Genomic DNA, 17,691 nt, shown 5'->3' on the forward strand with positions numbered 1-17,691 from the left:
TCGACGGAATGGTCCGGGCTCAGGCGCCCTCGTACGCCCCGTAGCCGCGCAACCGGCGGTAACGCCGCTCCAGCAACTCGTCGACCGGGAGTGCTTCCAGCGCGTCCAGTTCGTTGATCAGGATCGCCTTGAGGCGCTTCGCCGTCTGTTGCGGATTGCGTTGCGCGCCGCCGATCGGTTCGCGCACGATCTTGTCGATCAGGCCCAGCGCCTTCAGCTTCGGCGCGGTGATCGCCATCTGCTCGGCGGCGTCCTTGGCCTTGGCAGCATCCTTCCACAGGATGGCCGCGCAGCCTTCCGGCGTGATCACCGAATAGGTGCTGTATTCCAGCATCAGGGTGCGGTCGCCGACGCCGATCGCCAACGCGCCGCCGGAGCCGCCTTCGCCAATCACCGTGCAGATGATCGGCACGCGCAGGCCGGCCATCTCCATCAGGTTGCGGGCGATCGCTTCCGACTGGCCGCGCTCCTCGGCGTCGATGCCTGGCCACGCGCCCATGGTGTCGATGAAGGTGAGGATCGGCAGCTGGAAGCGTTCGGCCAGTTTCATCAGGCGCAGCGCCTTGCGATAGCCTTCGGGGCGCGGCATGCCGAAATTGCGCCGGATCCTCGATTTGTTGTCGCGGCCTTTCTGGTGGCCGATGATCAGCAGCGGACGGCCATTGATGCGAGCCAGCCCGGCGACGATGGCCGGATCGTCGGCATAGGCGCGATCACCCGCCAGCTCCTGGAATTCGTCGCAGATCACCTTGACGTAGTCCAGCGTGTACGGGCGCTGCGGATGGCGCGACATCTGCGACACCTGCGCCGGCGTGAGATCGCGGAAGATGTGCGCAGTGCGCTGGCGCAACTTCTCCTGCAGGGTGCGCACTTCATTGTCGACATTGACGCCCGGGCCGGCGCTGGCCTGGCGCAGTTCCTGGATTTTCGCTTCCAGATCGGCGATGGGTTGCTCGAAATCGAGGTAGTTCGGATTCATGGGATGTCTGGGCGAAGCAAGGTGGACAGTCTAGCGGATGGCGATGGCAGGCCCGGACGGGGGCGTCCGGAGGCTGGAAGGTTCAGTTCTGCCAGGGCTTGTCCAGCACCAGCGAGACAGCGTGCACGCCCGGCTGGGCCTTGAGCGCGGCGGCGAGGTCGGCGCTGACGCGAATGGCGTTGGGGCCGTCGAGGTCGATGGCGCCGCGGGCGCCGTCGCGGACCAGTTCCAGGCGGATCGGGGTGGAACCGGGGCGATGTTCGATCAGGGCGTTGTCCAAGGCTTCCAGCGCGCCGGGAACGCGCATGTCCATGCGCAGGGTGAGCTTGCGGGCAGCACGCGGGCACAGCTGCTCGAAGTCCCAGCAGCGCCGTGCGCGCAGGCTGTAGCCGCCGCTGAATTCGTCCTCGCGCAAGCCACCCTCGATCACCAGGATGCGGTCGCGGGTGAGCAGCGCCGAGTATTCCGCCAGCGTTTCCGAGAAGAACGCCACTTCGATGCGACCGGCGCCATCTTCCAATGTCACAAAGGCCTGCGATTCGCCGCGCTTGCGCAGTGCGGTCACCTGTCCGGCCAGGACCACGGTCTTCTCGGGTCGCCAGCCACGCTTCTCCTCGTCGCTGCGGCTGGCCCAGATCTTGTCGAGATCGTTCAGTCCATGGCCGACCATCGCCTTCAGCGCATCGCGATACGGATCCATCGGATGGCCGGAAAGATAGGTGCCGAGGGTGTCGCGTTCGCCCTCCAGCTTGCGCGTCAGCGGCCAGTCGGGCACTTCCGGCAATTCGATGCGCAGGCTCGGCGCGGCACTGCCGCCGCCGCCGAACAGCGAATCCTGCCCGGTCTCGCGTTCGCGCGCCTGCTGTTCGGTGGCCTTCATCGCTTCCGGCAATTGCGCGAGCAGGCTGGGACGATTGCTGCCGAGGGCATCCATCGCGCCGGCATTGATCAGTGCTTCCAGCGCGCGACGATTGAGCTTCGTCATGTCGACGCGCTGGCAGAAATCGAGCATGTCGGTGAAGGCGCCGCCGCGTTCGCGTTCGCGTTCGAAGGCGATCGCTTCGCAGGCGTTCTGGCCGACGCCCTTCACCGCGCCCAAGCCGTAACGGATCGTCTTCGCATCCACCGCGTCGAACATGTAGTGCGAGGCGTTGACGTCGGGCGACAGCAGGGTGAGCCCGATCGCCCGTGCTTCATCGAGGAAGCCAACCACCTTCTCGGTCTTGTCCATGTCGGAGGACAGCACCGCGGCCATGAATTCCGCCGGGTAATGCGTCTTCAGCCACGCGGTCTGGTAGCTCACCAGTGCGTAGGCGGCGGCGTGCGATTTGTTGAAGCCGTAACCCGCGAATTTTTCCAGCAAGTCGAAGATCGGGCCAGACACGCGGGATTCGAGATGATGATGCGTCTTCGCACCTTCCTCGAACTTGACGCGCTCCTTGGCCATTTCCTCGGGCTTCTTCTTGCCCATCGCACGGCGCAGCAGATCGGCGCCGCCCAGCGAATAGCCGGCGAGGATCTGCGCGGTCTGCATCACCTGTTCCTGGTACACCACCACGCCGTAGGTCGGGCTGAGCACCGGTTCCAACAACAGATGCGGATACTTCACCTCGGCGCGACCGTGCTTGCGCTCGATGAAGTCGGGGATCAGGTCCATCGGGCCGGGGCGATACAGCGACACCAGCGCGATGAGATCGTCGAAGCGATCGGGCAAGGCGCGTTTCAGCAGCTCGCGCATGCCGCGCGATTCGAACTGGAACACCGCGACGGTATCGCCGCGCGCGAACAGTTCGTAGGTTTTCGCGTCGTTGAGTGGAAGCCGGGTGATGTCGAGCACAGCTTCATCACGCGGTTTGCGCGCGTTGATCGCCTTCACCGCCCAATCGACGATGGTGAGCGTGCGCAGGCCGAGGAAGTCGAACTTCACCAAACCGACCGCTTCGACATCGTCCTTGTCGAATTGCGTCACCGGGTTGCGGCCGTCGCCACCACCGGCGTGTTCCGCGAACAGCGGGCAGAAATCGGACAAGGCCGTCGGCGCGATCACCACGCCGCCGGCGTGCTTGCCGGCGTTGCGCGGCAGATCTTCCAGCTTCAGCGCGAGATCGATCAGGTCGCGGACGTCCTCTTCTGCTTCGTAGCGCGCGATCAACTCGTCGCTGCGCCAGGCGTCGTCCTTGCGTCCCTTGTCGGTGCGCCCGAGCGCATCTTCCAGCCCGACGCCGAGCGTCATCGGAATGAGTTTGGCGATGCCGTCGACGAGACCGTAGGGATAACCGAGCACGCGGCCGGTGTCGCGCACCACCGCCTTTGCTGCCATGGTGCCGTAGGTGATGATCTGGCTGACGCGATCGCGGCCATATTTCGCGGCGACGTAATCGATCACTTCATCGCGGCGATCCATGCAGAAGTCGATGTCGAAGTCGGGCATCGACACACGTTCCGGATTGAGGAAACGTTCGAACAGCAGGTCGTAGGGAATCGGGTCGAGATCAGTGATGCCGAGCGACCACGCCACCAGCGAACCGGCGCCGGAACCGCGTCCGGGCCCGACCGGGATGCCGTGCTGTTTCGCCCAGTTGATGAAGTCGGCGACGATCAGGAAATAGCCGGGGAAGCCCATCTCGATGATGACGTCGAGCTCGCTGTCGAGGCGTTCGCGATAACTCGCCGCGCTGTGGCCTTCGGCGGGCGCTTGTTGCTCGAAGCGTGCGCGCAGGCCGGCGTGCGCCTGGCCGCGGATCCAGCTGTCCAGCGTTTCATCGGAAGGAACGGGGAACGCCGGCAGGTGATAGGTGCCGAGGCGCAGTTCGAGATTGCAGCATTCGGCGATGGCGAATGCGTTGTCGATCGCATCAGGCAAGTCGGCGAACAGTGTCGCCATCTCGTCGCCGGATTTCAGCGACTGTTCGCTGGAATACAGGCGCGGACGCTTGGGATCGTCGAGGACGCGACCACTGGCGATGCACACGCGGGCCTCGTGTGCGTCGAAGTCATCGCCATCGAGGAAGCGCACGTCGTTGCTGGCGACCACCGGGATCGAATGTTGTCCCGACAAGTGCAGCGCGAAGGCGTTGAACGTGTCTTCGTGCGTGCGCTGGGTGCGCGTCAGCGCGAGGTTCAAGCGATCGCCGAACAGGCGTTGCAGCCGTTCGACCTCGGCCTGCGCGTGTTCGTCGCGCCCGGACAGCATCGCGGTGCCGATGGACGAATCGCGTCCAGCTAGTGCGAACAGGCCGGAGAGGTCTTCGTCTCCCAGCCATGAGCTGTCGATGCCGACACCGTCCTGGCGATGGCCATGCATCCATGCGCGCGTCAGCAATCGCGACAACGCGAGATAACCATCGTGGTTGCGGCAGAGCAGGGTGAGCTGGGTGCTGCCGAGCTCGGGATCGACCACGGTGAGGTCGGCGCCGGCGATCGGCTTGAGGCCGGCCGCTTCCGCCAGCTTGTAGAACTTCACCAGCGCGAACAGGTTGTTGCGATCGGTGATGGCGACCGCCGGCAATCCCAGATCCACGCAGCGCCGCACCAGTCCGTCGAGGCGGATGGTGGAGTCGATCAGCGAATATTCGCTATGCAGTTGGAGATGGGCGAAACGGGCCGACATGCGTCATATTCTCACGACAATCCGCACCGGCGCGAAACTGCGCCGGTGTTGCGGGCAGGCGCCGTGTTCGGCCAGCGCAGCGAGGTGCGCCGGGGTGGGATAGCCCATGTGGCGATCGAAGCCGTACAGCGGCCATTGCACGTGCAACGTGCGCATGTGGCGATCGCGCGCGACCTTGGCGAGGATCGATGCCGCCATGATCGCCGGTTCGATGGCATCACCGCCGACCAGCGCTTCGGCCGGGCAGGGCATGTCCTTCGGGATCTTGTTGCCATCGATGCGTGCAAGCAGCGCGGCCGGTTGCAACGCCTGCACCGCGCGACGCATCCCGACCAGCGTCGCCTGCAGGATGTTGAGGCGATCGATTTCGTCGGCTTCGACAAATTCGACATGCCAGGCCAGCGCGCGTTCGACGATCTGCGGATACAACGCTTCGCGTCGCGCTTCGCTGAGTTTCTTCGAGTCGTTCAATCCGGTGATTGGACGCATCGGATCGAGGATCACCGCGCCCACCGTGACCGGGCCGGCCAGCGGCCCGCGTCCGGCTTCATCGACGCCGGCAACCAGGTGCGTGGATTCGATGGTGGGAAACAGTGAGCCGGAATGCGCGGTGGTCATTCGTGGTCCAGCAATTCCGCGATCGCCGATGCCGCCTGGCGCGAGGCGTCGCGGCGCAATTCCTCATGCAGTCGCAGGAATTCCGGTTCGATCGCCGCGAATGCGGCGGGATCGCGCAACCAGCGCAGCAGTTCGGTGGCGAGGCGTTGCGGCGTACATTCGTCCTGCAGGCACTCCGGTACCAGCGCACGTCCGGCGAGGATGTTCGGCAGGCTGACGAAACGCGATTTCAGCAGGCCGAATGCCCTGATGATGCGATACGTCGTCGGCGAGATGCGATGGCCGATCACCATCGGTCGCTTCGCCAGCATCGCTTCCAGCGCGGCAGTGCCCGATGCCAGCAACACGGCATCGCTGGCGATCATCGCCTGCTGGGCGTGGCCGTCGAGGATGCGGACATTCGAGGCCGCAAATCGGGAGCTGGTCAACTGATGTTCGATCGCCGATTTGCACTGCTCGTCCGCAGCGGGAACGACGATTTGCAGGTTCGGGATGTCCTTCGCGACGTGTTCGGCCGCGGCGAGGAAGATCGGCAACATCCGTTCGATCTCGCCCATGCGCGAGCCCGGCAACACCGCGAGCACGGGCGCGTCATCGGCGATGCCGAGTTCACGACGCGCAGCCGAGTGATCCGGCTGCAACGGCATTGAATCGGCCAGCGGATGGCCGATGAAGCGCGCATCCACCCCATGTTTCGCGTAGATCGGCGGTTCCATCGGGAACAGGCACAGCACGCGATCGGCGCTCTCGCCGATCTTCTCGGCACGCTCCTCGCGCCACGCCCACACCGACGGACTGACGTCGTGCACGGTGCGGATGCCGCGCGCCTTCAGCCATTTTTCCACGCCGAGATTGAAATCGGGCGCATCGATGCCAATGAAGACGTCGGGCTTCCAGTCGAGCACGCGCCGGCGGAAGTCACGACGCAGACGCAGCAGGCGCGGCAGATGGCGCAGCACTTCGACCAGGCCCATCACGCTCAATTGCGAGGCGTCCCACCACGTTTCGACGCCGGCGGCGCGCATCTTCGGCCCGGTGATGCCGGCGAATTGGGCATCGGGGAATCGTTCGCGCAAGGCGCGCACCAGGTCGGCACCGAGCAGGTCGCCCGACGCTTCGCCAGCGCACAGGGCGATGCGCGGCGGGTTCATCGCAGCAACGGCCGCTCGCCGCGTTCGATGAAATCGAGGAAGGCACGCACGTCGTCGCTGCCAGATGCGATCTCGGCCAACTCGCTCTTGGCATCGTCGAGCTTGGCGTCGGCCATGTACAAGGCGCGGTAGGCACGCTTGATCGCCGCGATCCGCGTGGCATCGAAGCCGCGACGCTTCAGGCCTTCGCTGTTGATGCCGCGTGCACGCGCGTATTTTTCCTGCGCCACCATCAGGAACGGTGGCACATCGCCGTTGACGAACGCGCCCATGCCGATGAAGGCGTGCGCGCCGATGCGGCAGAACTGGTGGACGCCGGCGAATCCGCTCAGGATCACATGGTCTTCCACCACGACGTGGCCGGCCAGCGTGGCGTTGTTGGAAAACACGCAACTGTTGCCGATCAGGCAGTCGTGGGCGATGTGCACGTAGGCCAGCAGCCAGTTGTCGTCGCCGATGCGGGTAACGCCACCACCGTCGCCGGTGCCGCGGTTGATCGTGCAGAACTCGCGGATGGTGTTGCGGTCGCCGATCTCCAGCGTGGTGTATTCACCGTGGTACTTCTTGTCCTGCGGATCGCCACCGATGGCGGCATGGCCGGTGATGCGGTTGTCGCGGCCGATGCGCGTGATGCCGGTGACGCTGCAATGCGGACCGATCCAGGTGCCGTCGCCGATTTCGACGCCGGCATCGATCACCGTGAACGCACCGATGCGTACGTCTTCGCCCAGCGTGGCACCGGGATCGATCTGTGCGCTCGGATGGATCTGCGTCGCCATCAGTCGGCTTTGACCTCGGCGCAGAGGATTTCCGCGCACGCGGCCTGTTCGCCATCGACGCGGGCAATGCCGGTGAAGAGCGTCATGTTGCGGATGACGCGCTTGATCGAGACATCGAGTTCGAGGCGATCGCCCGGCACCACCATGCGCGAGAATTTGGCGTCGTCGACCTTCACCAGATAGGAAATCGTGTCCCTGTCGGGCACGCCGCCGCGCGAGAGATAACCGAGCAAGCCGCCGGCCTGCGCCATCGCTTCGATCACCAGCACGCCCGGCATCACCGGATGACCGGGGAAATGGCCCTGGAAGAACTGCTCGTTGGCGCTGACGTTCTTGTAGGCGACGATGCGCTTGTCCGCTTCGAACTCCGTCACGCGATCGACCAGCAGGAACGGGTAGCGATGCGGAAGCAGCTTCTGGATTCCGACCGCGTCGATCGGCAATTGCACGGTGTTGCTCATGTGTTCTCCTTGTCCTGGCCTTGTACCTTGCGGGCCAGGGCATCCAACTGGCGGAAGCGGGCCGCCGAGCGACGCCACTGCCTATTTTCCATCATTGGCGTGCCGGAAGAATATTCCCCCGGTTCGCGGATCGAATGGGTGACCAGCGTCATCGCCGTCACCGTGACCTTGTCGCACAGTTCGATGTGGCCGACGAGGCCGGCGGCGCCGCCGATCAGGCAGTCACGACCGATGCGGGTGCTGCCGGCCACCGCCACGCAGCCGGCCAGCGCGGTATGCGCGCCGATGCGCACGTTGTGGCCGATCTGGATCTGGTTGTCGAGGCGCACGTCCTCTTCGAGCACGGTGTCGTCGAGCGCGCCGCGATCGATGGTGGTGTTGGCGCCGATCTCGCAGTCGTCGCCGACCACCACGCCGCCGAGTTGCGGGATGTTGAGCCAATGGCCCGCGTCCATCGCCAGGCCGAAGCCGGCGGCGCCGAGCACCGCGCCGGGATGGATGCGCACATTGCTGCCAAGGCGCACGCGCGTAACCAGGGTAACGCGCGCGACCAGTTCGCAGCCTGCACCGACGATGCAGTCTTCGCCGATCACGCAACCGGGGCCGATCACCGCACCTGCGTCGATGCGGCTGCGCGCGCCGACACTCACGAACGCACCGATGTGCGCGGACGGATCGACCACCGCATCGGTGGCGATCACCGCGCTGGCATGGATGCCGGGTGGATGCGCTTCGCGTGTTTCGAACAGCGCGGAAATTTTCGCGAAGGTGGCGTAGGGATCTCGCGCCACCAGCACCGGCATCGACGCTGCATCGGCGTCCTCCGCGCGCAGCACCACTGCTGCGGCGCTGGTGTCGGAGAGCTGGCTGCGATAGCGCGGATTGGCGAGGAAGGCGAGCTGTCCGCTGCCAGCCGAAGCCAACGTGGCGACGCCATGGATCTGCAACGACGGATCGCCGCGCAACTCCAGGCCGAAGCGTTGCGACAGCTCCGCCAGCGTGATCCCCGTGGCTATGTCCCCCACCTGCGCACCGTCTCCGTCAGAACGTGCCGGAGAAGGTGAACTGCAGGCGTTCGATCTGGTCCTTCAGCTGGCCGGGCTTGTCTTCGCGCTGGTAACGCAAGGGCAGCGCGTAGCTGATCGAGATCGGGCCCATCGGCGAGCGCCATGCCAGCGCGATACCGGTCGATACGCGCAGTTCCGACGCCTTGAAGGCGGCGCGATTGGCGAACACGTTGCCGAAGTCGACGAAGGCCGACAGGCGCGCGGCCGGCGAGTCGATGATGCGCGGGAAGAACGTTTCCAGCGAGCCGACCGTCTTGAACGAACCACCCAACGGCTGCGGCGTGCTGTAGAAGTCCGAGACCGCCTGCGGGCCCAGCGAGTTGTCGACGAAGCCGCGTACGCGGCCGCCCGAGGACACGCCGCCGCCGTAGTAGTTCTCGAAGAACGGCAGGCCCTTCGAATTGACGATGCGTCCGTCCGGCAGCGTGGCGGTCTTGAAACCGCCATAGGAGTTGCCGTAGCCGATGTCGCCCACCGCGTCCAGGATCAGCCACGAGCTCAGCGGCCAGTACTTGGAGACGGTGTATTCCATCGTGTAGTACTTGGCGGTGGAGCCGGGCAGGGTGGCTTCCAGCGACAGGCGCTGCAACATGCCGATGCTCGGCTGCAAGGCGTCATTGCGGGTATCGCGACCGAAGGCCACGCGCGCGCGCGCCGCCTTGAAGGTCTGGTGGCCGACGGCGTTGATGTAGTCCCAGATCGGCTGCGGCGTGTAGATGTTGGCGCTGATCTTCTTGCGCTCGACGCCGAGCATGAAGGAGACGGTGTCCCATTCGGTGATCGGCAGGCCCAGCACCATCTGCGCCGCGCCCTGGCTGGACGAGTAGTTGGCGGCATTGGCATCGGCGTAGTTGGTATCGCTGTAGAAGACGTTGTAGCCCAGCGACATCCCGTTCTTGCTGAAGTAGGGATTGAGAAAGTTGAAGGAAATCTGCTTCTGGTAGGCGCTGCGCTGCAGGGCGATGGTCAGCTGGTTGCCGCTGCCGAGGAAGTTGCGCTCGGAGATGCTGCCGTTGAGCATGACGCCGCCCAACTGCGAGTAGCCGACGCCGAAGCTCAGCGTGCCGGAGTTGGTTTCCTTGACGTTCACCGCCAGGTCGACCTGGTCCGGGCTTCCCGCCACCGGCTGCGATTCGATGTCCACTTTCTCGAAGTAGCCGAGCTGCTGCAGACGGATCTTGGAACGGTCGATCGCCGCCTGCGAATACCACGCGCCTTCGAACTGGCGCATTTCACGGCGCAGTACCGGATCGGCGGTGCGGTTGTTGCCCTTGAAGACGATGCGCCGCACGTTGATGCGTGGACCCGGCTGCACCTGCATGTCCAATGCTACCGTGCGCGCCTCGCGATCCACCGTCGGGTTGGGCACCACTTGCGCGTTGGCATAGCCGATGTTGCTCAGCATCGCCGTCACCGAATCGGTGGCAGCTTCCATCGCGCGCCGCGAGAAGATGTAGCCCGGCTTGATGAAGGCGTCGAACTGCTTCTGGATCATTTCCTTGGGCAGGATGGTGTCGCCGCTCACCGTCAGTGCGGAGACCTTGTACTGCTCGCCTTCGGTCAGGCCGGCGGTGATGTACATCGCGCGCTTGTCGGGACTGATCGTGACCTGGGTGTTGTCGGAGCTGACGTCGGCATCGATGTAGCCGCGGTCGAGGTAGAACGATTGCAGCTTCTCGACGTCGCCGGAGAGTTTTTCCTTCGAATACTGGTCGTCGCGGCTGTACCAGCTGCTCCAGTTGGTGGTCTTCGACTCCCAGCCGCGCATCAGCATCTTGTCGGTGAACTTCTCGTTGCCGATGATGTTGATGTGCTTGATCTTGGCGGCCTTGCCTTCGTTGATGGCGATGGCGACGTCGACGCGGTTGCGATCGAGCTTGGTCACCGACGGCGTGACCTGGACGTTGTACTTGCCGCGGTTGTTGTACTGGCGGGTGAGCTCCTGCGTCACGCGGTCGAGGCTCATCGGATCGAAGGTATCGCCTTCGGTCAGGCCGATTTCCTTCAGCGGCTTCTTGAGGTCATCGTCCTTGATGTCCTTGTTGCCGGTGACGGTGATCTTGTTGATGGCCGGGCGTTCCTCCACCTTCACCACCAGGATGTCGCCCTGGCGATCCAGCGTGACGTTGCTGAAGAACCCGGTCTTGTAGAGCGCGCGCACCGCCTGCTCGGCCTTGGCCTGGTCGAGCATGTCGCCGCGTTCCAGCGACAGATAGGTGAACACGGTGCCAGGCGCGATGCGCTGGAGGCCGTCGACGCGGATGTCCGACACCCGGAAGGGCTCGACGATGGACTGCGCCCAGACGGGCGTGGCCAGGGCGGCGGCCAGGGCGAGGGCAAGCAGGTGACGGCTGGGGTTTCGCATCATCAAATCCGGTGGAGAACAGGGAGGTCGGGGGACGGCGGGGTGCGCCCACCCGAACCGCTAGTGGAAGTGGCCAAAGAAGTCATTGTAGAACGCCAGGCCCATCAGGCCGAGGATCAGCATCAGGCCGATCGATTGGCTGATGGCCAAGGCGCGTTCGCCCAGTGGGCGCCCACGCACTGCCTCGATGGCGTACATGGCGAGGTGGCCGCCGTCGAGGATCGGGATCGGCAGCAGATTGAGCACGCCCAGGCTGAGCGACATCAGGGCGAGGAAGCGCAGGAACCACGCCGGGCCCATCTGCGCCGAGGAATTGGCGATCCTGGCGATCGTGACCGGGCCGGACACCGATTCGCGCGGCGCCTGGCCACGGATCATGCGGCCGATCATCGTCACCGAATCGCGGAGCAGGGCCGAGGTTTCATGAATGGCGGCGGGTACGGCCTGCACCGGACCGAGCCGGCGCACGGTGTCGTATTTCGGGCGGCTGTCGCCCGCAGGGAGCTTTGGCGTGACACCGAGCAGGCGGCTTTTGCCCTGCACGGTCGGGACGATCGCCACGGCCAGCGTCTGCCCGGCGCGCGCCACGGTCAGTTGCACCGGAGCCCCGGCGGCGGTCTTCTGCACCAGCGGACGGATATCCTCGAACACGGTAACCGCCGAGCCATTGACGCCGACGATGCGGTCGCCAGGCTGGAGCAGGCCCGCGGATGCGCCGCTGGCCGGGACTTCGCCCACCACCGGCGGCACGGTCATGTGCTGCGGCTCCATGCCGATGTCGGACAGCAATTCGATCTCGTTGATGCGCGCCGGCAACTGGTCGAGCCGCAGCATGTGCGCGGATTCGCCGGCAGCGCCACGCACGTCGACCGTCACCGCGCGGTGGGCAATGGCATTGCGGGCCAGCGCGGGCAGGGCGTCGTTCCAGGTCGGGATGTCGTCGCCATCGATGCGCACGATGCGATCGCCGGGCTGGATGCCGGCCGCGGCGGTGATCCCTTCGACATGGCCGATCACCGGCGCGTAGTCGGGCCGCCCGATCACCAGCATGCCCCACAGCAGGGCCACGCACAGCACGATGTTGAAGACGGGACCGGCAGCGACGATCAGCATGCGTTGCCACACCGGCTTGCGGTTGAACGCCTGTCCGAGGTCTTCCGGCGCGACATCGCCCTCGCGTTCGTCGAGGAACTTGACATAGCCGCCCAGCGGGATGCCGCCGATGGCGTATTCGGTGCCATCGCGGCCGATGCGCGACCACACCGGCTTGCCGAATCCGACCGAGAAACGCAGCACTTTCACGCCGAAGTGGCGGCCGACCCAGAAGTGGCCGAACTCGTGGAAGGTGACCAGCACCCCGAGGGTGATGAGCAGCCACCACAGCGATCCGAAGAAATCATTCATGCGTGCGAGTCGGCTCAGGTGTGGTGGCGGGACAACAGGCGTACGCCCGCGGCACGGGCGTCGCGATCGGCCTCGCGCAGCACGTCCAGCGATGTCGCCTCCAGGACGGGCAGCATCGCCAATCCGTCTTCGACCAGCGCGGGAATGTCTAGGAAACGCAATTTCCCCTGAAGAAAGGCTGAAACCGCGACTTCGTTGAGGGCATTGAGGGCCGCCGGTGCAGTGCCGCCGGTGCGTAATGCGCCAAAAGCGAGGCGCAGCGCGGGGAACGTGTCGAGATCGGGCGCCTCGAACTGCAGGGTGCCGTGTTGCAAAAGGTCGAGCCGGTCCACGCCGGAAGCGATGCGGCGCGGCCACGCCAGGCCGACCGCCAGCGCGGTGCGCATGTCCGGCAGTCCGAGCTGCGCCAATGTGGAACCGTCGGTGAATTCCACCAGCGAGTGCACCAGGCTCTGCGGGTGGACCAGTACGCGGATGCGCTCGGCGGGCAGGTTGAACAGGTGATGCGCCTCGATCACTTCGAGGCCCTTGTTCATCAGGGTGGCGGAATCGACCGAGATCTTCGGGCCCATCGACCACTTGGGATGCGCCACCGCCTGCGCCGGGGTGATGTCGGCGAGATCGGCGCGCGTCCTGCCACGGAATGGCCCGCCGGAGGCAGTCAGCACGATGGACGCCAGCGCGCGGCGATCGCCATCCACCGGCAGGCACTGGAACACCGCGTTGTGTTCGCTGTCGATCGGAACGATGGTGCTGCCGTGTTCGCGCGCGGTCGCCATCAGCAGTTCGCCGGCCAAGACCAGCGATTCCTTGTTGGCCAGCAGCAGGCGTTTGCCGGTGCGCGCCGCAGCCAGCGTCGAATCGAGTCCCGCCGCGCCGACGATCGCCGCAACCACGACCTCGCAGGCATCGCTGGCGACCAGCGCATTGATCGCGGCCATGCCGGCGTGGGCTTGTGTCGTCAGTCCGGCATCGCGCAGGCCGTCGCGCAGATTGGCGAATTGCGCCTCGTCCGCGATTACCGCGTGATCGGGACGATGGCGCCGGCACAGTTCGATCAATTCGGCGACGCGACTGCCACCGGCCAGCACGCTGGCGCGCCAATGCCGCGGATGGCGCGCGATCACGTCGAGCGCGGACGCGCCGATCGATCCGGTCGCGCCGAGGACGGCAACCGGGATGGGACGGTCAGGTGCGGGCACTTCAGCGGATGTCATGCGTTGGCATCATCCATGGATGGACCCGGTGTCGCAGCATTGGTTCCGCGGCGAACACGCCCATCCGTCACAGTCCCAGCAATGCCTTCACCAGCGCGAACACCGGTAGCGCCGCGAGCACGCTGTCGGCGCGGTCGAGGATGCCGCCGTGGCCGGGAATCAGGTCCGAGGAATCCTTGGCGCCGGCGTGGCGCTTGAGCAGGCTTTCGTAGAGGTCGCCGACCGCCGAGAACAGCACCGTCACCATGCACAGGATGGCGACCGCAGGCAGCGATGCCAGCGCGATACCGGTGAAACTGACCACCGCCATGCCGACGATCATGCCCAGCACGATGCCGCCGACGAGGCCTTCGATGGTCTTGTTGGGGCTGATGCGCGGCGCCAGCTTGTGCTTGCCGAAGGCGCGACCGGCGAAATAGGCGCCGGTATCCGCTGCCCACACCGTCATCAACGCCACCAACAACCACACGTGGCCCTTGGGGATCAGTCCATGGTCGATGCTGCCCTGCGGCGTGCCATGCAGGGTCACCAGCGCGCACCAGGCCGGGATTACCGCCAGCGTGCCGGCGAGCAGTTTCACCACCCGGGACCAGCCTTCGTGGTGCGAGCCGAAATCGTATCTGGCCAGCCACAACAGGCTCAGCACCCACCACGCCACGCCGACCAGGATCACCGCGTCGAACAGCGCGGACGTGCCGCCCTGCGCGGTATGCGATCCCCAGGCCAACGCCACCATCAGCAGCATGTGCAACGCGACCAACAGCAGGCGGGACAGGCTGTCCTCGACGCCAGACAGCTTGAACCACTCCCACAATCCGCCTAGGAACAGCAACGCGGCGGCCACCGCCATCCAGCTGGTGGGCAGGAACAGCACCGCCAGGATGGCCGACGGGCCCATCACGAAGGCGGAAATCATTCGGGTTCGGGTCGCTGCCATGCGTTATGCCTGTTGCTGGGACACTTGCGCCCCGGTCAATCCGAAACGGCGTTGCCGCCGCGAGAAATCGTCGAAAGCGGCCTGCAGTGTCGCTGCATCCACGTCCGGCCACAATGTCGGGGTGAACCACAATTCCGCGTAAGCGAGCTGCCACAGCAGAAAGTTGCTGATGCGCAGGTCGCCACCGGTGCGGATGCACAGGTCGACGGCGGGGAGATCGGCCAGTGCCACGCGGGTGGCGAACATCGCCTCGTCGATGGTGTCCGGATCGATGCGGCCATCGCGCGCATCGAGCGCCAGTGCCCGTGCCGCGGCCGCGATGTCCTGGCGACCGCCGTAATTGGCGGCGATCACCAGTGTCAGGCTGCTGTTCCCCGCAGTCAGCGCTTCCGCCGTCTGCATGCGCTTGCGGATATCGGGCGAGAACGCCTGCGCTTCGCCGATGAAACGGATGCGCACGCCGCGCCGCGCCAGTTCGTCCACCTCACGATCGAGCACCGACAGGAACAGCCGCATCAGGCCGCTCACTTCATCCTGCGGGCGCGCCCAGTTCTCGCTGGAAAACGCGAACAGGGTGAGCGCCTCGACACCGTGGTCGATGCAGAATTCGATGGTGTCGCGCACCGCGCGCGCGCCGGCGCGATGGCCGATCAGGCGCGGGCGCTTGCGCTGCTCGGCCCAGCGCCCGTTACCGTCCATGATGATGGCGACGTGGCGGGGAGTCTGCATGAGCAAGCGCAGCAAGCCTCAAACCGCCATCAGTTCCTGTTCTTTCAGCTTCACGACCTCGTCGACGTCCTTGATCGCCTTGTCGGTCATCTTCTGGATCTCGTCTTCCTGACGCGTGGCCTCGTCCTCGGTGATCTTCTTTTCCTTCAGCAGATCCTTGGCGTGCTGGTTGGCGTCGCGGCGGATGTTGCGGATCGCCACCTTGCTGTCCTCGCCTTCCCCATGCACCACTTTCGACAGTTCCTTGCGGCGTTCTTCGGTGAGCGCCGGGATGTTGATGCGGATGGTCAAGCCCGCGGTGGTCGGGGTCAGGCCGAGATCGGAATTGATGATCGCCTTCTCGACGGCCGCAACCATCGGTTTCTCCCACGGCGTGATGGTGAGCGAGCGGGCATCGGTGACGGCGACGCTGGCGACCTGCGACAGCGGCATGTCGGAACCGTAGTAGCTCACCTTGATGTGCTCGACCAGCGCGCTGGTGGCGCGGCCGGTGCGGATCTTGGTCAGGGTGTGGCGCAGCGCATCGATGCTCTTGAGCATGCGCGCCTGTGCGTCCTTCTTGATTTCGTTCAGCATCCCCGGACTCCGGCAAAAAACGTGACCCGGGATTATAGGCGGGAACGCCGCCGGGCCGCCGCTGCCGGGAATTCAGTGGTCGTGGTGCGGTGCGTGATCGTGGCAATCGTGGCCGCAATCCAGGCCGTGTTCCACCTGCAGCGTGGCGTGGTTGATGCCGAAGCGATGGTCCAGCGCGTGGTTGAGGCGGTCGATGAAGGCATCGTGGTCGCGATCGTCGTCATCCGGCGGGCGGACGATGTGCGCGGTCAGCGCGATTTCGTTGCTGCCCAGCGACCACAGGTGGAGATGGTGGACCGCCAACACCCCGGCCTGTTCGCTGATGAAGGTCGAGACCTGCTCGATGTCGAGATGCGCCGGCACCGCGTCCATCGCCGCGTCGAAACTGTCGCGCAACAGCTTGAAGCTGCCGACCAACACCACCAGCGACACCAGCAGCGCGGTGAGCGGATCCAGCCAATTCCAGCCGAACAGCATCATGCCGGCGCCGGCCAGTACCGCCGCCAGTGACACCACGGCATCGGAGACCAGATGGAGGAAGGCGCCGCGGCGATTGAGGTCGTTTTCGTGGCCGCCATGGACGAAAGCGGCAGCGGCGAGGTTCACCACGATGCCAATCGCCGCGACCACCATCACCGGCACCGGCGGAATGCCCGGCGGTGCGTTGAAGCGGCGGATCGCTTCCCAACCCAGCGCGCCGGAGAACACCACCAGCAGCACGGAATTCGCCAGCGGCGACAACAGGGTGGCGCGACGCCAGCCGTAGGTGTGCCGTCCGCGCGGTGGCCGTTTCGCCAGCAACGCCGCGCCCCAGGCCAGGCCGAGGCCAAGCACGTCGCCGAAGTTGTGCACGGCATCCGAGAGCAGCGCCAGCGAATTGGTGCTGAAGCCGTACCACGCTTCGACCAGCGTGTAGGCGAGATTGATCAGCGTCACCCAGGCGAAGGCGCGGGTGTTGGAATGGGAATGATGGTGGTGTCCGCTCATCGCGCAATTTTGTGCGATGCGGCAAGCGGATACTATTTCAAGCGACCACTGCGGACACGCTCAGGTCACGCGGCGACCAGCGTGCCGATCGCTTCGCCGTGGAGAATGCGCAACAACGCGCCGGGTTCATCCATGTCGAACACGCGCATCGGCAGCTTGCTGTCGCGGGCCAGCGCGAACGCGGCGGTATCCATCACCTGCAGGTTGCGCGCGATCACGTCGTCGTAGGTCAAGCGTTCGTAGCGCACCGCGTCCGGAAATTTTTTCGGGTCGCGATCGTAGATGCCATCGACCTTGGTCGCCTTCAACAGCAGGTCGGCCTCGATTTCGATCGCGCGCAGCGCCGCGCCGGAATCGGTGGTGAAGAAGGGGTTGCCGGTACCGGCGGCGAAGACCGTGATCCGGCCTTTTTCGAGATGGCGCACCGCGCGTCGGCGGATGTAGTCCTCGCACACCGCATTGATCTTGATCGCGCTCATCACCCGCGCGCTCAGTCCGACTTTCTCCAGCGCATCCTGCATCGCCAGTGCGTTGATCACCGTCGCCAGCATGCCCATGTGATCGCCGGTGGTCCGATCCATGCCGCCAGCGGCCAGCCCCGCACCGCGGAAGATGTTGCCGCCACCGATCACCAGTGCGACTTCGGCGCCGGCGTCGTGCGCGTCCTTGACCTCATTGGCGAGGCGCACCAGCACCTTGGGGTCGATGCCGTAGTCCTCGTCCCCCATCAGCGCCTCGCCCGAGAGTTTCAGCAGGACACGGCGATGGGCGAGGGCGGGCATGGGCGCTCCGGAAGGCGTCGGGGGATGGC

Annotated in this window: 15 protein-coding genes; all 15 read right to left on the reverse strand. The window is 65.5% G+C overall.

Translation table 11 applies throughout. The annotated features are described in order from the left end of the window. Positions 1 to 19: 19 nt before the first annotated feature. Complete coding sequence (locus tag Lysil_RS05920) at positions 20 to 979, reverse strand: acetyl-CoA carboxylase carboxyltransferase subunit alpha (RefSeq protein ID WP_103074578.1); 960 nt, start codon at positions 977 to 979, stop codon at positions 20 to 22. Positions 980 to 1,061: 82 nt separating this feature from the next. Next, complete coding sequence (dnaE, locus tag Lysil_RS05925; protein ID WP_103074579.1) at positions 1,062 to 4,589, reverse strand: DNA polymerase III subunit alpha; 3,528 nt, start codon at positions 4,587 to 4,589, stop codon at positions 1,062 to 1,064. Positions 4,590 to 4,592: 3 nt separating this feature from the next. Further along, a complete protein-coding gene (gene rnhB / locus Lysil_RS05930) occupies positions 4,593 to 5,207 on the reverse strand; it encodes a ribonuclease HII (protein WP_103074580.1) in 615 nt (204 codons plus the stop codon). Beyond that, complete coding sequence (gene lpxB / locus Lysil_RS05935; protein WP_103074581.1) at positions 5,204 to 6,358, reverse strand: lipid-A-disaccharide synthase; 1,155 nt, start codon at positions 6,356 to 6,358, stop codon at positions 5,204 to 5,206. The genes rnhB and lpxB overlap by 4 nt, the downstream gene beginning before the upstream one ends. Next, on the reverse strand, positions 6,355 to 7,137 hold the full coding sequence (gene lpxA / locus Lysil_RS05940) for an acyl-ACP--UDP-N-acetylglucosamine O-acyltransferase (protein WP_103074582.1): 783 nt from the start codon (positions 7,135 to 7,137) through the stop codon (positions 6,355 to 6,357). Before lpxA ends, lpxB begins: the two co-directional genes overlap by 4 nt. After that, positions 7,137 to 7,598: a 3-hydroxyacyl-ACP dehydratase FabZ gene (fabZ, locus tag Lysil_RS05945; RefSeq protein WP_103074583.1), complete on the reverse strand. Its 462-nt coding sequence runs from the start codon at positions 7,596 to 7,598 to the stop codon at positions 7,137 to 7,139. The genes lpxA and fabZ overlap by 1 nt, the downstream gene beginning before the upstream one ends. Next, a complete protein-coding gene (gene lpxD / locus Lysil_RS05950) occupies positions 7,595 to 8,614 on the reverse strand; it encodes a UDP-3-O-(3-hydroxymyristoyl)glucosamine N-acyltransferase (protein ID WP_240600314.1) in 1,020 nt (339 codons plus the stop codon). The genes fabZ and lpxD overlap by 4 nt, the downstream gene beginning before the upstream one ends. Positions 8,615 to 8,639: 25 nt before the next feature. Continuing rightward, positions 8,640 to 11,033, reverse strand: coding sequence for an outer membrane protein assembly factor BamA (gene bamA, locus Lysil_RS05955; RefSeq protein ID WP_103074584.1), 2,394 nt, complete (start codon positions 11,031 to 11,033; stop codon positions 8,640 to 8,642). A gap of 57 nt (positions 11,034 to 11,090) precedes the next feature. Next, positions 11,091 to 12,434: an RIP metalloprotease RseP gene (gene rseP / locus Lysil_RS05960; RefSeq protein ID WP_103074585.1), complete on the reverse strand. Its 1,344-nt coding sequence runs from the start codon at positions 12,432 to 12,434 to the stop codon at positions 11,091 to 11,093. A gap of 14 nt (positions 12,435 to 12,448) precedes the next feature. Further along, positions 12,449 to 13,651: a 1-deoxy-D-xylulose-5-phosphate reductoisomerase gene (gene dxr, locus Lysil_RS05965; RefSeq protein WP_103074586.1), complete on the reverse strand. Its 1,203-nt coding sequence runs from the start codon at positions 13,649 to 13,651 to the stop codon at positions 12,449 to 12,451. A gap of 67 nt (positions 13,652 to 13,718) precedes the next feature. Beyond that, on the reverse strand, positions 13,719 to 14,588 hold the full coding sequence (locus Lysil_RS05970) for a phosphatidate cytidylyltransferase (RefSeq protein ID WP_205756864.1): 870 nt from the start codon (positions 14,586 to 14,588) through the stop codon (positions 13,719 to 13,721). Between the two features lie 3 nt (positions 14,589 to 14,591). Continuing rightward, on the reverse strand, positions 14,592 to 15,317 hold the full coding sequence (uppS, locus tag Lysil_RS05975; RefSeq protein ID WP_103075018.1) for a polyprenyl diphosphate synthase: 726 nt from the start codon (positions 15,315 to 15,317) through the stop codon (positions 14,592 to 14,594). Between the two features lie 18 nt (positions 15,318 to 15,335). Beyond that, positions 15,336 to 15,893 (reverse strand): ribosome recycling factor, encoded by a 558-nt coding sequence (gene frr / locus Lysil_RS05980; RefSeq protein WP_103074588.1) that lies wholly within the window; start codon positions 15,891 to 15,893, stop codon positions 15,336 to 15,338. A gap of 72 nt (positions 15,894 to 15,965) precedes the next feature. Beyond that, positions 15,966 to 16,880, reverse strand: coding sequence for a cation diffusion facilitator family transporter (locus tag Lysil_RS05985; protein WP_103074589.1), 915 nt, complete (start codon positions 16,878 to 16,880; stop codon positions 15,966 to 15,968). A gap of 65 nt (positions 16,881 to 16,945) precedes the next feature. Further along, positions 16,946 to 17,662, reverse strand: a complete 717-nt coding sequence (pyrH, locus tag Lysil_RS05990; protein ID WP_103074590.1) for a UMP kinase — start codon at positions 17,660 to 17,662, stop codon at positions 16,946 to 16,948. Positions 17,663 to 17,691: the final 29 nt, after the last annotated feature.

Origin of the sequence: Solilutibacter silvestris (assembly GCF_002895945.1) — a bacterium.
Lineage (GTDB): Bacteria > Pseudomonadota > Gammaproteobacteria > Xanthomonadales > Xanthomonadaceae > Solilutibacter > Solilutibacter silvestris.